Genomic DNA, 21,992 nt, shown 5'->3' with positions numbered 1-21,992 from the left:
GCGGCCGTCCAGCCGTAATCAGTTATCGCTAGCGTTATCTTGTTGTACAAGCGATACGTTGCGTTGCGGTGTAAAGGTGGAGATAGCATGCTTGTAGATCAGCTGTTGCTTCCCATCCGAATCGATAACAATTGTAAAATTGTCAAATGCTTTAATCGTTCCTCGCACCTGGAATCCATTGATGAGGTATACCGTTACAGGTATAGAATCCTTGCGCAATTGGTTCAGAAACGTATCTTGGATATTAATAGACTTGTTCATTTTAGCCGTACCCCCAATAATCATTTGGATTGTTTTGAAGTATATTCAAGGTCTGTCCGGAACTTTCCTGCTATAATTTCGTGTATTCGGGCTGCATGAGCAGAAAAATTTTCGAAATCAGTGACATCTACCCACTGGATATCCTTCATATGGCGAAACCACGAGAGCTGTCGCTTCGCAAAATGACGCGTATCCCGTTTTAGCCAAGTCACCGCCTCCTCCAAAGACACCTCTCCCCGCAGGTAGGAGGATATCTCTTTATAGCCTAGACCTTGCATGGAGATGGCATCGCTTCGCACTCCCCGTTCCATTAAGGAGGTTACCTCAGCAACAAGCCCTTGATCGAGCATCCCGTCAATTCGGTCTTCAATACGTTTATATAGCATTTGCCTATCCATTGTCAAACCTACGATGCAGAGTTGGTAGGGAGATTCCTTTTTTTGACTGGCAAGTTGAGAGCTAAGTGTTGTTCCGCTAACATGGTAAATTTCCAGCGCTCTCACGACTCGACGACGATCATTTGGGTGCAGACGAAGTGCACTTTCGGGATCAACTGCCTGTAGTCGCGCATGAAGCGCGTCGGCTCCATACTGATCGGCATAGTCAAGCTGTTCCTGACGAAAAGCTTCATCTGCCCCTACCTCAGAAAACTGGTATTCATAGCAAACCGATTCTACATACAAACCTGTCCCGCCTACGATGAAAGGTAGCTTTCCTCTAGATTGAATATCAGGTATGAGACGACGACAGTCTTCCTGAAATTGGGCTACTGAATATGGGTATTCAGGCTCATGAATATCGATTAAATGGTGCTTGATTCCTTTCATTTCCTGTTCGGAAATTTTGGCAGTTCCAATGTCCATATGACGGTATACCTGCATGGAATCCCCGGAAATAATTTCCGCGTCAAATTGTCGAGCCATTTCGATGCTTAGTTTCGTCTTGCCAACCGCAGTCGGGCCAACAAGAACAAGTAGTTTAGGCTTAGATGCCACTGTCAATATCAATCACTCCGTACACTGTTTTCGTTGTGCCCCGTTGCTCCACACGGAAGCCGAGGCGGGCAAACTCTCCGCTACCCCTTTTTTCTTTCAATACAATTGTTTTTCTTGCAACCCTTTTCGCATGAGCAATACTTTCTTCATTCAATGCATCTGGATTGGCCAATCCTCTCAATGGACCGATTGCACTGGAATCAAGCAACGGATCACGGAACATCGGGTCAAAATAAATAATATCTACACTGCGGTTCGGCAAGCTACGCAAATAGTCCAGATGATGACCAAAACGAACGTCAATGTCGGAAAAGGCTCTATCTACTGCAGCATTACCGGAACGGTAATGTCTCATCCCATCCTTGATTAATGCATAGACAGGGAAGGAACTCTCCACAGCTGTGACTTGTCCAGAACTTCCCGTTCCAATGGAAAATAAAAGTGAATCCGTACCAAGCCCTGCCGTGCAATCCAGCACGGTATCACCCGGGGCAAGTCGGGCAGCCGTCAACATCGGGTCAGCCTCGCCCTTTAATACCCTTTTGGCTCGAATGAATCCCATGCTTGGATGAAAAACCATCGGTGGTTGTTCCGGACTAATCAGCCTCACCCCGCCCTGCACCAGCACCAGAGCCTGACGGACTCTGTGAGCAGCGATTAGCTTAGCTACGGATATGCCACGACGTGGGGCGTACAGCACCCCAAGCTCGGCTGCAAGCAGCTTCGCGCGCTCCACAACCTCGTCCGAGGGAGAATCTCCTGTCGTGACCAGTAATTCAGCTTGTTTCTCACGAAGCATCATCTGCTTTTCTTCTTCACGTTTTTCCCAATCCTGCAACATATTTATACTCCCTTACATTACTCTTTTAAACAGCTTCTCCAAATCATATGTGGAAAAGGAAACAACGATGGGGCGCCCATGGGGGCAGGTATAGGGTTGTTTGCAGGCTGCCAAACGCTCTAACAGCACGACAGCCTGTCGGTCAGTCAGCTTCTGATTTGCTTTAATCGAAGCCCGGCAGGAGCACATGATTGAGGCTGCTTCCCGCAGTTTAGCTAGATCAATGGCTTTTTCCTCCAGCACCCATCCAGCCATTTCCTCAATAACATCCGCTTCTTCTCCTTTGGGGAGCCAGTACGGATATGAGCTGACACGGAAGGTTTGCCCGCCAAAATGCTCCAAATACACCCCCGCCTGTTCAAACCAATGCAACCTTGTTTTCAATTTTTCCGTTTCGGAAGGCGTAAATTCCAATGTAATTGGCAGTAACAACTCCTGTGATACTGATTCAGGATTTCCAAATTTTTCGTAATAAAATTCGTAATTGACCCGTTCATGGGCGGCATGCTGATCAATTAAATACAAGCCCTGGTCGTTCTGTGCAATCAGATAGGTTCCATGGTGCTGACCGATTAAATTCAGCTCAGGAAAAGTAGGCACCTCAGGAGCTGCCCCCGACAACGCTGCCAATTGCTCTGTCTTCAGACGTTCCTGGTGCGTCTTCTGATCCGTGAATTTAGTAGTGTTGTCTGCATGGGGGGAAACAGAAGAACGGTAAGCGGCAGAAGCAGCCGTTTCCTGTATCCCTTCGCTGTACGAGGAAGAGACATCTGTTTCGGCATGATCTCCTGTGGATATCCATGTAGTCGTCCCATCAGAAAGCAACACGCCTCCTCTATCATCACTCCCGTTGTTTTCTTCCACAAAATCTGCATTCAGTTCGTCATCACTGATACTTTGACGAGCGAGAGTGTTTGCCTGTCCATTGACTAAATGGCTCCTCTCCCTACTCGGATGTTGCTCACGCTCCTGGCTAATCTTCTTCTTCTCTTCATTACTGGTCATGTGATTGGATTGTGTCGATTCCTGGACCTGCGGCGAAGCCATAGAAAGAGGTAGCGTTCGATTATGACCATTATCCGAAGAAGCATCTACTTCTGCACTATTTCCTTTCGAGAAATGAAACTGCTCCTGCACAAATGAGCCGCTATCCTTGCCGCCAATTTCGCGTTTGACTGCCTTTGGAATCAGCACCTGCTGCCCTAAAACAGCTTTTACCGAATCTTCAACCAGCTGAAACAGTTCAGCTTCTTTACTGAACCTCACCTCCAGCTTGGCTGGATGGACATTAACATCCACCAAAGAAGGATGCATGTCCAGTTGGATCACAGCCAGCGGATAACGATTAATCGGCAACAAAGTATGATACGCCTTGAGCAGTGCCTGATTGAGCCCATAGCTCCGCACAAATCGGCCATTCACTACTGTCGAGATTGCATTTCGATTCGATCTGGTCCACTCTGGGCGACTGACATAGCCGCTAATTCGGTAATCAAGGCTCTCTCCTTCCACCATCAACATTGATTTCGCCGCAGAAGTTCCGTAAATAGCAGCAATCACTTGGAGCAAATCACCATTGCCCAGCGTTTGCAACAATGTATTACCATTATGCCGCAATGTAAAGGCCACTTCTGGGTGCGAAAGCGCCATTCGATACAATACATCCGAAATGTGTCCCAATTCCGTCTGGATCGTTTTCATATATTTTAGCCGTGCAGGTGTATTATAAAACAGATCGCGTACGGTAAAATCCGTCCCCTGCCTTCCAGCAGCATCCTCGTGAAGCATCAGTTTACCGCCCTCAATCACCAATTTACGGGCACGGCCGTCATCTCCTGCTGCTGTGAGTAGCTCTACTTTTGAGACAGCCGCTATACTTGGCAATGCCTCTCCCCGGAAGCCGAGACTTGTGATCTGGAACAAGTCTCGGCCATGTCCGATTTTGCTTGTCGCATGTCGATAAAATGCCGTTTCCACGTCCTCAGGCTCTATCCCACTGCCATTATCCGTCACCCGAATACTTTGCAGGCCGCCCTCTTCTACCCATACATCCACTCGTGTACCGCCCGCATCAATCGCATTTTCCACCAGCTCCTTCACGACGGAGGCTGGACGTTCCACGACCTCACCGGCAGCAATCTGATTCGCAATATGCTCATCTAGCACTCGAATTTTAGACATCCTTTTAACCTCCTCCTGACTTCAAAGTGTGATGAAAAATAAGCAAAAAAATAATTTAGTATATTTTAATTACAGACCATTGGCCTTATTCTTTAATTCATTTAACAGTTGCATCGCCTGTAAGGGTGTCATATTCATGACATCAGCATTTTTCACCTTCCGCAAAATTTGGCGCACGATCGGATTAGCTTCTACCGTCTCTGAGTGTGGCTTGGAGGGAGCAAGGTCCTGCTCTCCGAAAATGGACAGCTGTACCACGTCAGAAGCTGCATGCTCCAACTCACCTGAATCTTCCACAATCTGTAGAGCATCTTCTTTTACCAGGGTAGCTTGCTGTGATCCAGACTGGACTGGTGGTGCAGTTTCTCCGTTTGCTCGCAATGTCTGGTCCGCATATTTTGCGGACATTGGAGAAATCTCTTCTGTCCCCGGCACTGTACGAAGATCAGTCCCTTCCTTCGCTCCTCTTGCTGTCTCGGTGCCTGCCGTTACTTGAGCTGCCGCCTGTTCAAAACCATACAGCAGACCATTTGCTCGCTCAATAATGTTATTAGGCAAACCTGCAAGTCGGGCACAATAAATACCATAGCTACTACTAGCCGCACCCGGTATGAGCTTGCGTAGGAAATTCACCTTATCGCCGCTTTCCTGCACGGCCATGGAATAATTTCGCAGCGAAGTCAGACCTTGCTCCAAATGGGCCAGCTCATGGAAGTGCGTAGATACCAGCGCCTTACAGCCAATCGTATCATGCACAAATTCGATGACCGCTTGTGCAATTGCCATCCCTTCGCTGGTGGACGTTCCTCGTCCCAGTTCATCAATTATAATCAGACTTCGTGGAGTTGCCTTGTCCGTCATGACTTGAATATCTGCCATTTCGACCATAAACGTACTCTGTCCGCCAATGAGATCATCCGCTGCGCCGATCCGTGTGAAAATGCGATCCAGCATCGGCACTTTAGCACGTGCAGCCGGGACAAAGCAGCCAATTTGAGCCATAATCGCAATGAGTGCAACCTGACGCATATACGTACTTTTCCCAGCCATATTCGGACCGGTGATGAGTAGAATATGCGCATCGGCTTCTTCCAACACTGTGTTGTTGGCGATAAAGCCGCCATCTTTCATGACGGCCTCCACAACGGGGTGCCGTCCCTGTTCCACCACAAAGTCATATCCTGTTGTCAGCTCAGGTTTTACAAACCCTCGTTCCGCGCTAACCGTCGCCAGCGACTGATACACGTCAATTTCAGCAACTTGCTCTGCCAGCTTTTGCAGGCGAGGAATTTCAGCGTTCAGTTTACTGCGAAGCTCTGAGAAAAGCGTGTACTCCAGATCCACCATTTTATCCTCAGCTTCCAGAATTAGCGATTCCTTTTCCTTCAATTCTGGTGTGATATACCGCTCAGCATTCGCCAACGTCTGTTTGCGTTCATATCGACCTTCCGGTAATGAAGCCAAATTGGATTTGGTCACCTCAATGTAGTAACCAAATACTTTGTTGTATCCGATTTTGAGTGACCGAATGCCGGTTGCTACTCGTTCTTTGGCCTCCAGCTCAGCAATCCAACGCTTACCGTTCACACTCGCCTCACGCAGTTCGTCTAGACGCTGATGGTAGCCTTCCTTTATAAGCCCTCCATCTCTTACAGAAATCGGGGGTTCATCTGCCACTGCTTCCTCAATCAACGTACACAGGTCTGCACAGCTGTCCAATGTTTGTGCAATCCGTCTCAGCGTATTCGACGGAGATTCAGCGCACAACTCGCGTAAAGACGGAATTTGGGCCAGAGACAGCTTGAGGGCGATCAAATCTCGTGCATTAGCACTACCAAAAGCGATCCGTCCTACCAAACGCTCCAGGTCGTAAATCTCTTTAAGCTGAGCACGTACATCCTCGCGGAAAATAAACTGGTGGTATAGCTTGTCTACCGCTTCTAACCGTTCCTCAATTAAATTGCTACTCAACAGCGGCTTGTCGATCCAACGACGCAACAAACGTGCGCCCATGGATGTCTCTGTGCGATCCAGCAACCACAGCAACGAGCCTTTCTTGGAGCGTTCACGCACCGTCTCCACCAGTTCCAGATTCCGGCGGGTAAATGGATCCAGAATCATAAAATGATTAGGCTCATAGACCGAGATTTGGGTCAGTTGACCTAACGATCTTTTTTGCGTTTCATTTAAATAGGAAATCAGGCGCGATACGCACCGTCTGCGTTCCTCCGTAAGCCTTGCCCACGTGGCTTCACCAAATTGATCCCGTACCAGATCATCCTTGGATTTGTCCCAAGCCGTATACACAACCCGCCTTCCAACAGGAGACATACGGGAGGTCACAAAATCAAGCAAATGACCATCTCCCAACATTTCGGACGGCTCATAAATGTTAATTTCATCTAATAGCCATTCTTTCGAATCAGGTACGGAAGTCACATAGAGTTCACCTGTCGACAAGTCGCATGCCGCCAGCGCCAGCATCCCGTCCGTCTCTGTGACACATACCATGTAGTTGTTGGATTTATCACCCAGCACCTTGCCCTCCATGACCGTACCCGGGGTCACAACACGGACAATATCCCGCCGTACCATTCCCTTGGTAGCTGAGGCTTCCTCCATTTGTTCACAGATGGCCACCTTATAACCCTTCTCAATGAGGCGTTGTATGTAATTTTCTGCTGAATGATAAGGCACGCCGCACATCGGAATTTTCTCCGCGACGCCACCCTCACGACCAGTCAGTGTAATTTCCAGCTCCTTGGATGCAAGAATCGCATCATCAAAAAACATCTCGTAAAAATCCCCTAGGCGGAAAAACAAAAACGCATCTTTAGCCTGCTCTTTTATAGATAAATATTGCTCGATCATCGGTGTATATTTAGACATACCGTTACCTAACCCCCACACTTTGTTCCGTTTAAACTCATAATTACCTTTCATTATATCAAAAATGACAGTCGATAACATGAAACCCTCTCGGGTGTTGATACTTGATTTTACGAAAGCTTCCAGTACGGGCGCAAATCCCGTGTTTCATCCCATTGTTTTCCCTTACGAAGGCTATCCAGCAGTGGCGCTATATAAGCTTCATATTGAGAAAAGATATCTAGTGAAATCATATCTAAAATAAGTGGCTCCATATACTCTCTAAGTACAACCTGATTCCCTTCATAAAAAGCTCTGTGAGCCTCTTCTTCTCCCAAAGGCCTACGCTGCAAACGTGAGTATTGGGAAGCAATCAGAAACGCCATCCCAATCACACCTTTTGCCAGCTGTGGCGAGATTAGAAAACTGGGCAGTGTTCGATATTCAAAGCCTCCATAAGACTGACGGCGAAAATCGCCCAAATTGCCATAATGCGGTCTGCGCCGAGCCGAGCGCTTGTCTTCCAGCAGCGCCAGAGGCAATGCCAAATAGTTATCTAGTGCCCTGAGCAGGGCACCATTTAGCGGAACCCCGCTGAAATGCAGATGTCCGCCCAAGGGAAAACCCGGTTGCGGCATTCCGCCTGCCTGCCAGATGAGCGTATGGTCATCTATCTGCCGAGCTGCTATCGCAAAAGCTTGGCGCAGATGCCTCAGCAGACGAGCCGGATCTTCGCTCGGGGCAGGACGAAGCTCAGCGACCGGATACAGCGTTCGCCCTCGGCGGGTAACGGCATCGCAGCCAGCTATGCCTAGTCGGCCCAAATATCTAGAAGCCGGAACAACCCTCCCCTCTGGCATACGAACCAGCACAAATTCGGGGTCCATTCCGATTAATAGTCGCGCGCTCCCCCGTTCTGCTGAAAGTTCTTCTCCCGGAGCATCCTCTTCACGAGCAGCAACTTCGTATAGCGTGGCCAAACGTCTATCGTTCAGCCAGGGCTGTGCCAAGACTTGGCGAATCTGACAATTACGCTCTCCCAGCGGCGTCAGCACTACCTCACCACTGTCCAAACCGAGTGTATACAACGCACGTACAGCCAGCCGCTCCATCCGGACATAGAGCGGGGATTGAGAATCTAGTTCAGACAAATCATATGTGCTAACTTTGGTAGAACCTTCGAGGGCACGTCTACGGATTTCCAGTCCCCGCAGTTGATGGATTTGCACCGCGTAGCCGATCGTAAAATCTGCTGCACTCTCATTCAGCCAACGAACCGATATACCTGAACGCTCCAGTCTGCGCATTTTTTCATCATCCGTCATCTCTCTGAAGCGTTTGAGCGCCTGTCCCGGTTGCCGCATCATACTCCCCCTTCGTTCTACGTACGGACTTCAACGATCCAAAACGACAAAAAAGGAGGGCCTTTGCCCCCTGCGCAATATCAGCCGGCGCAAAGAGTAAAGTGGCCCTCTTTTTGGTCACTCCTGTCAGAGCTCGTCGTCAATGAGGTCGGGGTCGAGCTCCTCATAGTCCCCCTCTTCCGCTCCAAAATCAAAGTCCTTGTCAAAATCGTCACTGCTGCCATACGGGAATACTTCTACAACAATCTTCGTTTCCGCCACCAGCTCCACCGCAAATTCCCGCTCGACCCGGATCATTACGCTGCCACCTCCAGAAGACACACTGGCCTCAACGCAACTTGGCTCCTGTGTAGCTTCGGCGGATACTTCCACTGTAGACGCCCGGTGCTTCGGATCAAGATACGAGAGCGGCACATTTTCTACGTACGACACCGTTTCCTTTGCCACATCGGTCTGCGAGTTTTTATCGTATGAGTACCAAATATTGATATCATACGTCCCGATGACCTCAATGCCGTCTCCAGCCGCCACAGCTTCATACTGGTGGTTGATAATCCATGCCCCCAAAATACTGGTCGGATTATTCGGCGGAGTTACGGTATGGGTTACGGTAGAGAATCTGCGACCTTTACCACAGATCGCTTTGGTAATAATCTCTCTACGATTTTTATGACTTAATGCCATTCTTGAACCTCCTCCATACAATCAATCATTCCATACATATGTATGCAGGTTGTGGGCGAATGTTGAGTGAATAGGCGAAAAGGAAAAAATATTATTTGTATAAGCATATGCCGCCATGGCTTGAACTCATGCACGCCAATGTGTTACATGCTGCTCAACGATCTGTAAAAATTCGCTGAGAGCTGGCGATTTCCACTTTTTCGTGTGATAAGCGACCTGAGTAGCCACCTGCTGTTCACTGTCATCCCAGGCTAGACGCGCCATTTTCCCTTCTCGCAACTCATTTTGTACCGTAACTAGCGGAAGCAGCGCAATACCCAGCCCAGCCATGACGCATTGCTTGATGGCTTCAATGCTCCAAAATTCCAGACTAGGGTCTGCAAAAATACCGTGTTTGTTCAAATACTGCTCAAAAAGGATTCGGTACGTACATCCAGCCTCCGTATGCAAAATGGTTTCGTCCTTCAAGTCGGCAGGCTCTACCTGTGTACAGGCAACCAGTGAATGCTTCAGAGGCGCAACCAGCGCCATCGGCTCATGAATAAGCGTGGTGATATTCAGTTCTCTATCCTCCGTCTCAGGTTGAAGCAAAAAAGCCAAATCCAGTTCACCGGAACGGATCAAATCACGTAATTCCCAGCATTCGCCGGGCTTAAGTACAATTTTGACCTTTGGGTACCGCTCTCTGTACTCACGGATCAAACTCGGCAAACGAAAAGCAGCCAGAGACTCTGGTGCTCCTATTTTTAGCGTCCCTGTTAATTCTGTTTCTGAACGAAGCGCATCCTTAGCCATAGCATGCATCTTGGAAATTTCCTGCGCATAGGGCAGCAGGCGTCGCCCGGCATCGGTCAGCATGATTTTCTTGCCAATGCGATCAAACAGCGGCGTACCCAATTCCGTCTCCAGTGTTTGAATTTGAGCAGTAATACTTGACTGCGCATAATCCAGTATACGCGCTGCTCGCGTAAAACTGCCTGCCTCCACCACATTTAAAAAAGTAAACAAATGCCGCGATTCCATAATTCGCTCCTTCAATCGATTTTTCCGATACAAGCAATCGTAATATTCCGTTTTTCCGATAGATTGATTATCTGATAAGCTGGAGAAAATAACAAGAGAAAGAAGGCTTTTCTGCATGACGAATGAAAATAAACTTCAATCCACTATTGGTCTTCCACAGGCCATTGCGCTCTATATCGGAGCTGTGCTGGGTTCGGGGGTATTGATTGTGCCTGGCCTTGCCGCCCAAATGGCGGGCCCAGCATCGTTGCTGGCATGGGGATTCATGACCCTGCTTATTCTCCCAATGGCGCTTTCCATGGGGCTTCTATCTGCGAAATTTCCAAATGCGGGAGGGGTATCGCATTTTGTGACGTTGGCCTTTTCCCCACGTGCCGGTGCTTATATCGGGTGGTTTTTTCTCATGTCGGTTCCAATTGGGGCGCCTGTTGCCGCACTTACCGGAGCCGGCTATATGACCACAGCTATGGGCTGGGGAGAGGAAAGTCGCATACTGTTGGCCGCTGCTATGCTGGCGGTGGGCCTGACTATCAACTGGATCGGTATGAAGGTTGCCGGACGTATTCAGATTGCCGTCGTTATAGCCATCGTTGCCGTCCTGATATTCGCTATTGCCGCAGCACTCCCTCAGATGAAAACTGTTCACTTTACGCCGTTTGTTCCACATGGCTGGCTTTCTGTCGGCCAAGCAGCTGCGATTCTGTTCTGGTGCTTTATCGGCTGGGAGGCCGTGTCTCATATGTCAGAGGAATTTACCAATCCCGAGCGGTCTGCCGTTAGAGGTGTGACCATTGCAGCTGTCATTGTTGGTTTGCTTTATTTCCTTACTGCGCTTGCTACAGTGGGCACACAAAGTTACCTTGCAGGGGATTCGGATGCTTCGCTCGTTTGGGTAATTAGTCGGGCTATCGGTCCATGGGGCGCGATCATTGCGGGCTTGACGGGTATCTTTATTTGTACTGCTACTATTATTGCTTACGTGGGTGCCGCTTCACGAGTCGCTTATGCTTTATCTCGACAAGGACAGGCCTTTCGCTGGATGGGCGTGTTATCCCAACGCTTCCATACCCCCATCGGGGGCATTGCTTTTCTTAGCGTCTGCTTCGTGATCATTATGGTGTTGTACAGTAGCGGTGCTGTTTCACTCACCAACCTGATCCAATTGCCGAACGCTACCTTCATTCTGACCTATCTAGGGGGTTGTGCAGCAGGAATCAAGCTCCTACGTGGGAGTCGTTGGGGAGTTTCCATTAGTTGGATTTCCTTCATCTCCACGGCAGTTGTTTTCCCCTTTGTCGGGTGGGCCATGCTTTACCCTTGCCTGATCACCGTTGTCTTGTGGATCACAGATCGAATTCGGCATAAACGGACTTTCACTCATCCGAATTCTGCCGTTACTGAACAAGAAAAGGCTACTGTCCGTCATGGATAGTAGCCGCTCAGGTCCTTACTCTAATTTTTCACTGGAGTAGGGGCCTTGTCCTTTTTAGCGATTTTCAAATACTGATGAAGCTCATGTGTAAGCTGCAATAATGCCGAACGGATCTCGAATTCCTCCCGTGTGGCAGGAAGCTCCATCGCTTTAAATTCTTCACGAACCTGCTCTAACAGCTTCTCAGTCTGCCCCGTATAATGTCCAGCCAAAACGTCGTTGCTAAGCTGGTCGAACAGCTCGGCCAAAAGCTTGGCCTGCGGCATATGCTGATACATTTGTGCGATCAACTGCATCATGTTTTGAATCGAATCCAGCTGTTCTTTGCGCATATAAAAATACACATTCCAGCCCTCTTGGGGACGAAGCATTTGATTTTCCAATGAACGACCTGCCTCAGTGACCCCTTTGGTGATCACGCTGTCCGCTTCAATAACTTCCTTGCCATCCCATATGTATGCCGGACTACGCAGCGTGTTGGCCATATTTCTGAAAATAACAGAAAATGTCCGATCTACCTCCTGCCGGATTTGTTGCATTGTATTATCAGAACGCGGCATATAAGCTAAATTGACAACCATCGCAGAACCCAGTCCAATCACCAGCAGAGCCAGCTGGGTCAGCAGCACCTCCATATCAATCACACCGCCGCTGAATACTCGGAAAACTACGACTGAACCCGTGACAATGCCTTCCTTAAAGCCTACCCGTACAATGACCGGAAACGCCGTTAAAATATATAATGCAAGTACCCAATCATGGAATCCGAATACCACAAACAAAACACAAGCAAAAAGAAGTCCCACGACGGATGCAAAAAATCTAGCCGAAATGGTACGGAGACTTCTCTTGCGTGTGACATCCACCCCCAAAATTGCTAAAAGCCCTGCCGAGGTGGCTCCGTGAATGCCTACTCCCTCCGCAATAAGTACGGCCATTAATGCGGCAATAGCCGTTTTAATCGTACGAAAGCCCATGAAAAAATTCTGTCCCCTCTAGATGAAATCTGTTTTCTCATTTTCATAAATATTAAGTATTTCATTTTCATGGTACTTTATTTTCACGTTTTACACAAATATTCAGAAATTTAATAATTACCGATGAGGGCGGCCCGAAAGCAGGCGGTGCTCCACATACACGACTGCCTGATACATCAGTGTAGCTACGACAGCAATGATCAACAAACTGGACATGACCAGCGTGAAATTGAATACCTGAAAACCATAAATAATCAAATAGCCTAAGCCGTTTTTAGCCACCAAAAATTCACCCACAATCACGCCAACCCACGCCATGCCGACATTCACTTTTAGCGTAGAGACAATTGCGGGAAAGGATGCGGGCAAAATTACCTTTTGAAACGTATCACGGCGTGAACCTCCAAACGTGCGAACCACTTTGATCAAATTCGAATCGACTTCCTGAAAGCTGTTGTACACCACTAGTGTCGTAATGATAACCGTAATGGAGAGGGTCGTCATCAGAATCGCGGTAAAACCTGCCCCAAACATGACGATAAAAATCGGGCCCAGCGCTACCTTGGGCATACTGTTAAACACGACCATATACGGGTCAAGCACCCTCGACAAAAACGGCGACCACCAAATAAGTACCGCCAGCAGTGTACCGAGCAGTGTGCCAAGCAAAAAACCTGCCATTGTTTCTCCAACAGTGACACCTACATGCCCCCATAATTCACCGCTGACCGCATCCTTGCCAATCTGTGTGAGAATTTTGCTAGGGTAGCTAAACAACAGTACATCAATCCACTTCAAACGACCTGCAATTTCCCACAATACAAATAAAAGCAGCAAAATAGCTGTCTGCACACCTGTTACTAACCACTTTTGCAAACGCCTGTTACGCAAATACGTCTGATGCAGTCCTTGAATCCATCGTTGCTCAAGCTGATCAGCTTCGTTCTTCATACGTTAACTCACTCCTTTGCTCCCGAAGCCTCCAGTTCCCCCCATATTTCATGAAAAAGCTCATTAAAGCCCGGCTGCTCGCGTGCATAAAAAGGCTGGGCTTCCCGGATGGAATCCGGAATTTCAAAGGTACGCCGAATATGACCAGGATTTCGCCCCATCACTATAACCCGGTCGCTGACTGCAATCGCCTCGGCCAAATCGTGCGTGACTAAAATCGCCGTTTTCTCTCGCTCCCGCAAGGTTTGCACAACAAGGTCCTCCAGCTGTAGCTTGGTTTGATAATCCAGCGCGGAGAACGGTTCATCCAGCAGCAGCAGTCCCGGATTAGTCGCCAGCGTCCGTACCAGCGCCACACGCTGGCGCATTCCTCCAGACAACTGGGATGGATGCAAATGCTCCTTTCCTCCCAGACCCATGCCTTCCAGCAATAACCGTGTACGCTCACGCGCAGCTTCATCTACTCTGTTGCTTAGTTCCAGACCTAACAATGCGTTATCCATGATCGTCCGCCACGGGAAGAGATAATCCTGCTGCAACATGTAACCGACCTCAGGGCTCGGGCCACTTACCGGCTGACCTTGCAGCATAACTTGACCTGCCGCTGGACGCAGCAGCCCGGCGATCATAGACAGAATCGTCGTTTTGCCACAGCCGCTTGGACCGACTAAACTGACAAACTCCCCTGTATTTACGGAAAAATCGATATTCTCAACCGCAAGTGAAGCTTCCCGATCTGTTACATACACATGGGTCACTTGCTCCATTCTCACCATCGGGATCGTCACATCCGCAGTGAGACCACTCTGTTCCTCCATCATGGTGAACCTCCAGCATCGACAGCTGTATCCGTAGCAGTTGCGCTCTTTTTCACATCTGTCTCAGTATTCCCGATAGAGTTGGAGGAGATCGCCTGTTTTGCAAAGCTTGAGTTGACCAGCTTATCTAGTGCAACAGGGCTTTTCAGCTCACCTGCCGAGGCCATGACATCCTGTAAATTCTTCCATTCCTTTTCCTCAATCATCGGGTTCATAGCATAGGTACTCTGTTCCTTGTAGCGCTTGATGCTACTCGTCAAAACAGCTAATTCTGTATCTTTAAAATAAGGCGTAATTGCTTCGGCGATCTGTTCAGGTGAATGCGCAGCAATCCACTGTTGTGCCCGATATATGGCATTTGTAAATTTCTGAGCGGCCTCGCTATTGGTGCTTAGATAGCTTTGCTTCGCCATATATACCGTATATGGCAACTCGCCACTCTCTACGCCGATGGAGGCAACCACCCTCCCCCGACCTTCCTTTTCAAAAATAGATGCCTGTGGCTCAAACAGCTGTACGTAATCCCCTGTACCTGAGCCAAAAGCAGAGGCGACATTGGCAAAATCAATATTTTGAATCAGCTTCAGATCCTTATGAGGATCAATGCCGTGTTTGCGAAGCGTAAATTCAAGTGACATTTGTGGCATTCCGCCCTTGCGTTGTCCCAGAAAATTTTGTTGTTTCAGCTTTTCCCAGTCAAAGCTATCCTGCGTTTGCCGAGCAAACAAAAAGGTTCCGTCCTTCTGTGTCAGCTGGGCGAAATTAATGATAGGGTCCTCTGCTCCTTGCTGATACACATAAATAGATGTTTCTGCGCCGATCAGCGCGATATCCGCCTGATTGGACAACAACGCCGTCATCGCCTTGTCTCCCCCAGGGATCGTAGCCAGCTGAACATCCAGTCCCTCCTGAGCAAACATCCCCTGGCTCAAGGCTACATACTGCGGCGCATAAAAGACCGTACGGGCTACCTCGCCAAGTCTGATCTCAATCGTTTGCTCCCCTTTGGGGGCACACCCACTGAGCAACAGTAATCCGAGTAGTGCCGCAGCCACCACTGCTTTGAAACGAGTGCCGTTTTTCATCCTTGTTCCCTCCCCACCTTTTTGCATCGTTGACTTCATATATTGTTATGCGGCTGTCGATATAATGGTTAATCGCACACAAAAACCCCGCATTTGCCTAAGAACGCGGGGTTTTTGTGTGTGATTATATAACAACTTCTAAATCACAGCTTGTATATGGATGTATATTTCTCTTCCAGATAGTCGGCGAGATAATCGGGATTCAGATCCTCACCTGTAATGGCTACAATCAACTCAGACGGCGTCCGACTCTTGCCGTAACGGTAAATCCGTTCTGTCAACCATTGCTTAATCGGCTCCAGCTCACCAGCAGCAATCAGCTCATCTAGGTTCGGCAGCTCTTTGCGCAGAGTCGCCAAAATTTGCGCTGCATACATATTGCCAAGCGAGTACGAAGCAAAATAGCCAAAGTCACCACCGGACCAGTGAACGTCTTGAAGTACGCCCAGCCCATCGCTCGAGGGAAGAAGTCCCAGGTATTCTTTATATTTTGCATTCCACACCTCAGGGAGACGCTTTACATCCAGCTTTTCATTAAACAGCATTTTCTCAATTTCATAGCGGACAATAATATGTAAATTATATGTCAGCTCATCCGCTTCAATACGAATCAATGAATTTTCCACGCGGTTGACTGCCCGGTAAAATTGCTCAGCCGTGACCTTCGCCAAACGATCAGGAAAATGCTTTTGCAGATCATCGTAATACCGATCCCAGAAAGCACGACTGCGTCCGATTTTATTTTCCCACAAGCGGGACTGGGATTCATGTATCCCCATAGAGGTTCCTCCGGACAGTAGTGATCCTGCTAGCTCAGGAGCAATATTTTGTTCGTACAGTGCATGGCCTCCTTCATGCAGCGAGCTGAAAATAGCACTGGTTACATCATCTTGCAAATAATGTGTTGTTATACGCACATCACCTGGATTTAAGCCTGTCGCAAAGGGATGCACACTCTCATCCAAACGACCTGCGTCAAAGTCATAACCCATCTGACCTAAAATGAACAGACTGAACTTTTCCTGCTGCTTTACATCAAATACACCGTCTAAAAAGCTTTTATCCGGCTGATTGGGTGAAGCCTGAATTTTAGACAATAGGGGTACAAGGCGCTTTTTGAGACGATCAAAGACCGCATCCAGCTTTTCAACCGTCATCCCTGGCTCATATTGATCCAAAAGTGTGTCGTACTCTGTATCCTTAACCCCCCAGTAACCGATAAACTCGCGCTTCATGTCTACGATTTTAGACAAGTACGGTTCGAATCCGGCAAAGTCGCTATGTTCCTTTGCTTCCTCCCACTTGCTTTCCGCCTGAGCCGCTAAAATGCTATACTCCCGGTAGCGGTCTGCCGGAACCGAACGATTCAGGTCATAATTTTTGCGACATTCCTCTACCAGTCTGCGATCATTGTCTTCCAGTTGCTCCAGCTTGTCTTTTGCGGCAAAAAATTGTAGCAACTGCCCCATTTCATCCGAGATCATCAGCTTGAACATTTCCGTGGACAGCATGCCCAACGTCTCCGACCGGATGTCAACGCCCTTGCGTGGAGCGCCTGTCCGTAAATCCCAGTGCAGCAAGCCGACTGCTTCGCCGTAACCACTGATTTTGTGTGCAATTTCCTTTAAAGCCGTCCATTGATCCAACGTTTGTTGCTCCATAATTAGAGACACCTCTTTAACTTAAAATGGTTAAAATTTTTAGATACCTATACTTGATGATAATTATATTAAAAAGTATAATCAACACACAACATGTACGACCAGCTCCTAATACCTGGATCAAACGTTGGGCGGTACATATTAAACTTTATTAGAATCTGGAGGGAACAATCGTGGATCACATCCAAGAAATTTTAGAGTACAATCGTGTTTTCGTAGAAAACAAAGAATACGAGGCCTATAGAACAGGCAAGTTCCCTAATAAAAAAATGGTTATCATAACCTGTATGGATACGCGGCTAACGGAGTTGCTCCCCAAAGCCATGAACCTGCGTAACGGTGATGTCAAAATCATCAAAAATGCGGGTGCAATTATTTCACAGCCTTTTGGAAGCGTAATGCGCAGTGTGCTAGTCGCTCTATACGAGCTGGGAGCAGACGAAGTGCTCGTTGTAGGTCATTATGAATGCGGTATGGCTGCATTAAACGCTGATCACATGGTTAATGAAATGCTTGATCGCGGAATTTCGCAGGAAGTGCTGAGTACATTGGAGAATTCAGGTATTAAGCTGAATAAATGGTTAAAAGGTTTTGACAACATTGAAGAAGGGGTACAGACTACAGTGAAGCTTATTAAAAACCATCCCCTTCTCCCTCCGAATACGCCCGTTCATGGCATGGTAATACATCCAGATACAGGAGCGTTAACACTTGTTGTTGATGGGAATAACCAGTAAACACTATATCTAGTTACCGGGGTAGTTCAGGCGCGTACATACGTGCTTAAACTACCCTGTTTCTATGAAAAAAAGCACATATACATACAGAATGCCCCCAGCTAATTTTGGCTAACCTGTGAACGACCAGTGTGAAAGTTGTCAAACCATACAGTTTCAGTGTACACTTTTTATGAAGCCGCAGATGATCTGCCGCAGAGCTGTTACAACCGTCACTAAGATGGATGAAGGAGATAAGATATATGAATTTACTATCGTATGGTCTGTTGGGGCTACTCGCCAGAGAGGAATCCTCCGGCTATGATCTGATGCTGCGTATACAGCCTTTTTGGCAGGCCAAGCACAGTCAGATCTATCCGCTACTGGCCCGTATGGAGAGCAAGGAACTGCTAGCCTCCCGATGGATTCAGCAATCCGACAAGCCTGATAAAAAAATGTATACCATTACCGACAAGGGAATCCATATGCTTCAGCAATGGTCTCAGGAAACGTTAGCTGCTCCGGTTACACGGGACGAATTAAGCCTTCGATTATTCTGTCTCTGGTTGACGGACAAAACGAGCGCCAATCGTATGCTGGAAGAACGTAAACGTTATTTTATTCAGAAAATCCAGCATCTAGAGGATATACTGAACGACATTCCCGCAGAAAATTTACACTTTGGCAGTAAGAATTTCGGTGACTATATTTTAGTGCAAAAAGGGCTTTTAAATGCTAGAGCAGGCCTGGAATGGTGCCAAATGGTGCTGCGCATGCTGCTTGCCGGTGATGTCAGAGCGGACACGAATCCGTTTTTACTTAAACCCTAAAGCTGAACGTTTTTATCAATCCGTGTATGGGATTTATGTACGTTATCGTTTAATTTTTTAAAATTTAAAATTCTTTGAAACCCTTTTCCATGCTATATCGTATTACGGGTAAGCGGTTGTTTGACCTATAACACAAATTACTAAGGGGGATTATATTTACATGAAAAAGACATTCACTTTGAAAAATATGATGATGCTGATGATGGCTTTCACCCTACTCATTGCTATGATCGCACCATCTACAGCTGATGCAAGGCGTGGTGGCGGATTTAAATCCGGACCAAAATCATACCAATCTACACCAAGCAAAGCGAATGACAGCAGCGGCATCAATAAGTCTGATAGTGGAACTAAATCTAGTGCTACTACGGGCAACACAAGCAGAACCGGTGGGTTCCTTGGTGGCGGTGGCGGGTTCCTCAAAGGTATGATGCTGGGCGGCTTGGCTGGTATGCTCTTTGGCGGATTGTTCGGCAACATGGGTGCATTGGGTAGCTTGCTTGGTCTGGTCGTTAACGTTCTAGCTATTTATGTTCTGATTATGGTTGGTGTAGGTATCTACCGAGCTATCAAAAATCGCCGTAGACCAGATGATTCTCGTGGAGGACGTTACTAAGTTATGATTTTAAGCATGGATGAGATTGTCAATGCCATTTGCCTGCATATGGCTGAACGCAAGGGCGTACAACCAACCGATGTGGTTGTGGAGCTAAGCTGGGATGAAGATACAGGCTATACAGCCGAAGTTCATGTCCAGGGACGCAGTCAATATCTAGTGGAAGCTAATATGATAGAAGCGATTCTGAGATATCTTCATTCCGAATACAATATTCGTGCCTATCGCGAGCAGGTCAGATTGGATCTGGATGAAGAAATTACTGCTATTGTCCAAACTTAATTAAATTGCATAGGACAATCGTACAAACTTATTTCCAAACAGAAGAACCGCTCTTTGCCTGATGGCAAGGGCGGCTCTTTTTTTCTCTTTTTTGTCTAATGGATCATCATGGTTGTACGCGGCACCCTTTCAAGCAAACCACTACCATACATTTCTCGAAATGGATGCTCTTCCATATGGATATAACCGATATAACAGCCACATTCTTTCATCCGGCACGGACGCTGGGCGCTCAGCCCCTCCAGACCGTCTCTGTACAGGTGCCCAATCACACGTCGATCCTGATAGCAGTGTTTTACTCGCCCGTCACCTTGGACGTAGAATACATCTGCTCCCGCGCGACATGCTCGCCCCTGGCTACTATAATCCTTTAAATTCCATTGGAAATAGGGATCTATCGCAGTTAATTCGGCAACCTCGGCATCCGTATAATAATGGGGTCGGTCCTTGTAGGCGTTGACCCACATATACACTTCTTTTGGAAGTTGCGCCCGCAAAGAACGAATAGCCGGGAACGCCTGTCTCAATCCAACTGTACCGACACTATAGGAAATGCCAAGTTCATATAGCTTCATAGCCTGCGATATAAAAGCTTGCTCTTTGGTTTCTCCAGGATGATATGTAGCCCACAGCGCAGCCGTCTCTGGATTTAGTTCTTTTGTCCAATCCAGCTTAGCCGAAAGGTTCGTCTGTACGGCCACTTTTTCCACATGCGCCATGTGAGAAAACTCAATCATAGCCTTACGATACCAGGAATGAATCAAGGCTTCTCCGTACGGATTAAAAAAAATGGAGAGCTGGTGCCCTAAAGCCCCCTGCTCCCGTACCCAATCAGCAAAACGCTCCAACTGCGCCCGATCCTTGTTCAACGTTTCCCGACTATCGACGTTTTTACTGAATGGGCAGTAAGGGCAAGCATAGTTGCATGAGGTCAACGAACCACGATAATATAAGGTCGCTCTCATGCGCCTACATATCCTTCCATACGCTCACGTACTGATGTGGAAATCATCCAGTCCCCAATCGCATCGGAATAGGCCATTCCTTCCTCCGTAAGTCGAAGCGTGCCCTCCTCGACCACAGCCATACCCGATTCTAGCAGCAGTGACATTCCTGTAAAATCGTCTTCCAGGGATACACCGAAGCGCTCTGCATAGGCGCATAGTTCCAAACCTTCCCGATGAAGAAGTGCCTTCAGAATAAAGCGCCGCTTACGCTCATCCGCATTTAAAATAAAGCCGTAGTCAGCCAGATCATGACGCTCCGCCGCCACATAATCCGCGATAATACTACGTGTGGCTGCTGTACTGACACCATACCGGCTGGCATAGTGTACATCGCGTGTATAAGAGCGTGCTCCGCACCCCAATCCAGCCATGCCCTCCTCCTGGCAACTGTAGGGCAAAAGCTCTTTGCTGGATGTACCCTCATTTTTAGCAAAACGGCGCATGGAATATTGTACATATCCTGCCTGTTTGAGCCGTTCACGCGCTACTTCATACAAGCTAAGGCGAATATCATGATCCAGCCCGGTATAGCCAGGCTTTAAAATCGTATTTTCACGAATGTATAACGGGTAAAGAAAAATCTCTCCTGGCGAATAAGACAGAGCTTCCTCCAGAGAATACAGCCAGGTTTCCACCGTTTGACCAGGCAGGCCATAGATCAGATCCACGTTGAGCAAAGGAAAATTGTATTCTACCAGCCGTTCAAGCGCCTCTCTAACAAGCTTTGGCTTCTGAGGTCGGTATATGGCGGCACTTTCTGATTCCACAAAGCTCTGGATTCCCATGCTGACACGATCTGTACCGCGGCGCTTGAGCACTTCCAGCCTATCCTCAGTTACAGTGTCTGGAGAGGTTTCAACTGAAATAGAAGCTCGCTTGGGGTCCAATCCCATAATATTTTCCGCAATGTCAAATAAACGCTCCACCAAAGGAGCCTCCAATAAGGTCGGTGTACCACCGCCAATCGCAAAACGCGAAAAAGGCCGACCCCCCATAATTGGAGCCCATTGCCGAGCTTGTCTTTCTAGCGCATCCACATACTCCTTATGCACATCCTGACGCTTGTCCGGCAAAGTGAACAGGTTACAAAATCCACAGCGAGCTGCGCAAAACGGTATATGCATATACAAAAAATAGCTTTCTAACTCTTCTTTCTCCCACAATTTCTGCAATGGGAGCGGTGTATCGAACGAACGATAGGCCGTTTTATGCGGGTAAGAATACAGATAGGAGCGATAGGGAGCTTCTCGGATCGCACGTGCCCATTCTACAGGAGTATCCGGCCACTGAAATCTAGACGTTACTAAATTAGTGTCCATTCCCGGAGAAGTCTGGGTTGCTGGGCCCATTGGATGCAGGTGATTCAGATTCATGGCTTTCATTTCTGCTCCTTCCTCGCG

The 21,992-nt window shown here is 47.9% G+C and carries 20 protein-coding genes; 5 read left to right on the top strand and 15 right to left on the bottom strand.

Translation table 11 applies throughout. From position 1 onward, the window contains the following. Positions 1-18: 18 nt before the first annotated feature. The 8 genes from hfq to G9G57_RS10345 all read right to left on the bottom strand — a co-directional run bounded on the left by hfq (position 19) and on the right by G9G57_RS10345 (position 10,217). On the bottom strand, positions 19-261 hold the full coding sequence (hfq, locus tag G9G57_RS10380; protein WP_013371546.1) for an RNA chaperone Hfq: 243 nt from the start codon (positions 259-261) through the stop codon (positions 19-21). A 20-nt stretch (positions 262-281) separates the two neighbouring features. Next, a complete protein-coding gene (gene miaA, locus G9G57_RS10375) occupies positions 282-1,262 on the bottom strand; it encodes a tRNA (adenosine(37)-N6)-dimethylallyltransferase MiaA (RefSeq protein WP_016822097.1) in 981 nt (326 codons plus the stop codon). After that, positions 1,246-2,097: a class I SAM-dependent methyltransferase gene (locus G9G57_RS10370; RefSeq protein ID WP_017427612.1), complete on the bottom strand. Its 852-nt coding sequence runs from the start codon at positions 2,095-2,097 to the stop codon at positions 1,246-1,248. Before G9G57_RS10370 ends, miaA begins: the two co-directional genes overlap by 17 nt. A gap of 12 nt (positions 2,098-2,109) precedes the next feature. Further along, on the bottom strand, positions 2,110-4,278 hold the full coding sequence (gene mutL / locus G9G57_RS10365; protein WP_164964905.1) for a DNA mismatch repair endonuclease MutL: 2,169 nt from the start codon (positions 4,276-4,278) through the stop codon (positions 2,110-2,112). Between the two features lie 69 nt (positions 4,279-4,347). Beyond that, positions 4,348-7,167, bottom strand: a complete 2,820-nt coding sequence (gene mutS, locus G9G57_RS10360; protein ID WP_164964904.1) for a DNA mismatch repair protein MutS — start codon at positions 7,165-7,167, stop codon at positions 4,348-4,350. Positions 7,168-7,277: 110 nt separating this feature from the next. Continuing rightward, on the bottom strand, positions 7,278-8,513 hold the full coding sequence (locus G9G57_RS10355) for a putative amidoligase domain-containing protein (RefSeq protein ID WP_164964903.1): 1,236 nt from the start codon (positions 8,511-8,513) through the stop codon (positions 7,278-7,280). A gap of 123 nt (positions 8,514-8,636) precedes the next feature. Then, positions 8,637-9,194: an outer spore coat protein CotE gene (locus G9G57_RS10350; RefSeq protein WP_013371552.1), complete on the bottom strand. Its 558-nt coding sequence runs from the start codon at positions 9,192-9,194 to the stop codon at positions 8,637-8,639. Positions 9,195-9,320: 126 nt separating this feature from the next. Next, a complete protein-coding gene (locus tag G9G57_RS10345) occupies positions 9,321-10,217 on the bottom strand; it encodes a LysR family transcriptional regulator (RefSeq protein WP_025365075.1) in 897 nt (298 codons plus the stop codon). 115 nt (positions 10,218-10,332) lie between these two features. On the opposite strand from G9G57_RS10345, the gene G9G57_RS10340 reads away from it, so the two are divergent. Further along, on the top strand, positions 10,333-11,649 hold the full coding sequence (locus tag G9G57_RS10340; protein ID WP_164964902.1) for an amino acid permease: 1,317 nt from the start codon (positions 10,333-10,335) through the stop codon (positions 11,647-11,649). Between the two features lie 20 nt (positions 11,650-11,669). Here G9G57_RS10340 and G9G57_RS10335 read toward each other — a convergent pair whose 3' ends face one another. The 5 genes from G9G57_RS10335 to G9G57_RS10315 all read right to left on the bottom strand — a co-directional run bounded on the left by G9G57_RS10335 (position 11,670) and on the right by G9G57_RS10315 (position 17,141). Then, complete coding sequence (locus G9G57_RS10335; RefSeq protein ID WP_013371555.1) at positions 11,670-12,626, bottom strand: aromatic acid exporter family protein; 957 nt, start codon at positions 12,624-12,626, stop codon at positions 11,670-11,672. Between the two features lie 117 nt (positions 12,627-12,743). Beyond that, positions 12,744-13,577 (bottom strand): ABC transporter permease, encoded by an 834-nt coding sequence (locus G9G57_RS10330; RefSeq protein ID WP_016822103.1) that lies wholly within the window; start codon positions 13,575-13,577, stop codon positions 12,744-12,746. Between the two features lie 8 nt (positions 13,578-13,585). Further along, positions 13,586-14,398 (bottom strand): ABC transporter ATP-binding protein, encoded by an 813-nt coding sequence (locus G9G57_RS10325; RefSeq protein WP_016822104.1) that lies wholly within the window; start codon positions 14,396-14,398, stop codon positions 13,586-13,588. After that, positions 14,395-15,480, bottom strand: a complete 1,086-nt coding sequence (locus G9G57_RS10320) for an ABC transporter substrate-binding protein (protein WP_107733474.1) — start codon at positions 15,478-15,480, stop codon at positions 14,395-14,397. The genes G9G57_RS10325 and G9G57_RS10320 overlap by 4 nt, the downstream gene beginning before the upstream one ends. A 143-nt stretch (positions 15,481-15,623) precedes the next feature. Beyond that, complete coding sequence (locus G9G57_RS10315) at positions 15,624-17,141, bottom strand: carboxypeptidase M32 (RefSeq protein WP_107733473.1); 1,518 nt, start codon at positions 17,139-17,141, stop codon at positions 15,624-15,626. Between the two features lie 173 nt (positions 17,142-17,314). Between G9G57_RS10315 and G9G57_RS10310 the strand changes: the two genes are divergently transcribed. The 4 genes from G9G57_RS10310 to G9G57_RS10295 all read left to right on the top strand — a co-directional run bounded on the left by G9G57_RS10310 (position 17,315) and on the right by G9G57_RS10295 (position 19,585). Continuing rightward, on the top strand, positions 17,315-17,878 hold the full coding sequence (locus tag G9G57_RS10310) for a beta-class carbonic anhydrase (protein WP_016822107.1): 564 nt from the start codon (positions 17,315-17,317) through the stop codon (positions 17,876-17,878). 242 nt (positions 17,879-18,120) lie between these two features. Then, a complete protein-coding gene (locus G9G57_RS10305; protein ID WP_016822108.1) occupies positions 18,121-18,687 on the top strand; it encodes a PadR family transcriptional regulator in 567 nt (188 codons plus the stop codon). Between the two features lie 160 nt (positions 18,688-18,847). Further along, positions 18,848-19,303, top strand: a complete 456-nt coding sequence (locus tag G9G57_RS10300; protein WP_016822109.1) for a hypothetical protein — start codon at positions 18,848-18,850, stop codon at positions 19,301-19,303. 3 nt (positions 19,304-19,306) lie between these two features. Then, positions 19,307-19,585, top strand: a complete 279-nt coding sequence (locus G9G57_RS10295) for a YxcD family protein (RefSeq protein ID WP_017427605.1) — start codon at positions 19,307-19,309, stop codon at positions 19,583-19,585. A 95-nt stretch (positions 19,586-19,680) separates the two neighbouring features. Here G9G57_RS10295 and G9G57_RS10290 read toward each other — a convergent pair whose 3' ends face one another. Together G9G57_RS10290 and G9G57_RS10285 are read right to left on the bottom strand one after the other, a co-directional pair. Next, complete coding sequence (locus tag G9G57_RS10290) at positions 19,681-20,550, bottom strand: STM4011 family radical SAM protein (RefSeq protein ID WP_164964901.1); 870 nt, start codon at positions 20,548-20,550, stop codon at positions 19,681-19,683. Next, the gene (locus G9G57_RS10285) at positions 20,547-21,974 is read right to left on the bottom strand and encodes an STM4012 family radical SAM protein (protein WP_107733470.1); all 1,428 of its coding nucleotides are present in this window, start codon (positions 21,972-21,974) and stop codon (positions 20,547-20,549) included. Before G9G57_RS10285 ends, G9G57_RS10290 begins: the two co-directional genes overlap by 4 nt. Positions 21,975-21,992: the final 18 nt, after the last annotated feature.

Source organism: Paenibacillus sp. EKM211P (assembly GCF_011066175.1).
Classification (GTDB): Bacteria; Bacillota; Bacilli; order Paenibacillales; family Paenibacillaceae; genus Paenibacillus; species Paenibacillus polymyxa.
This window is presented reverse-complemented; position numbering and strand designations above follow the sequence as displayed.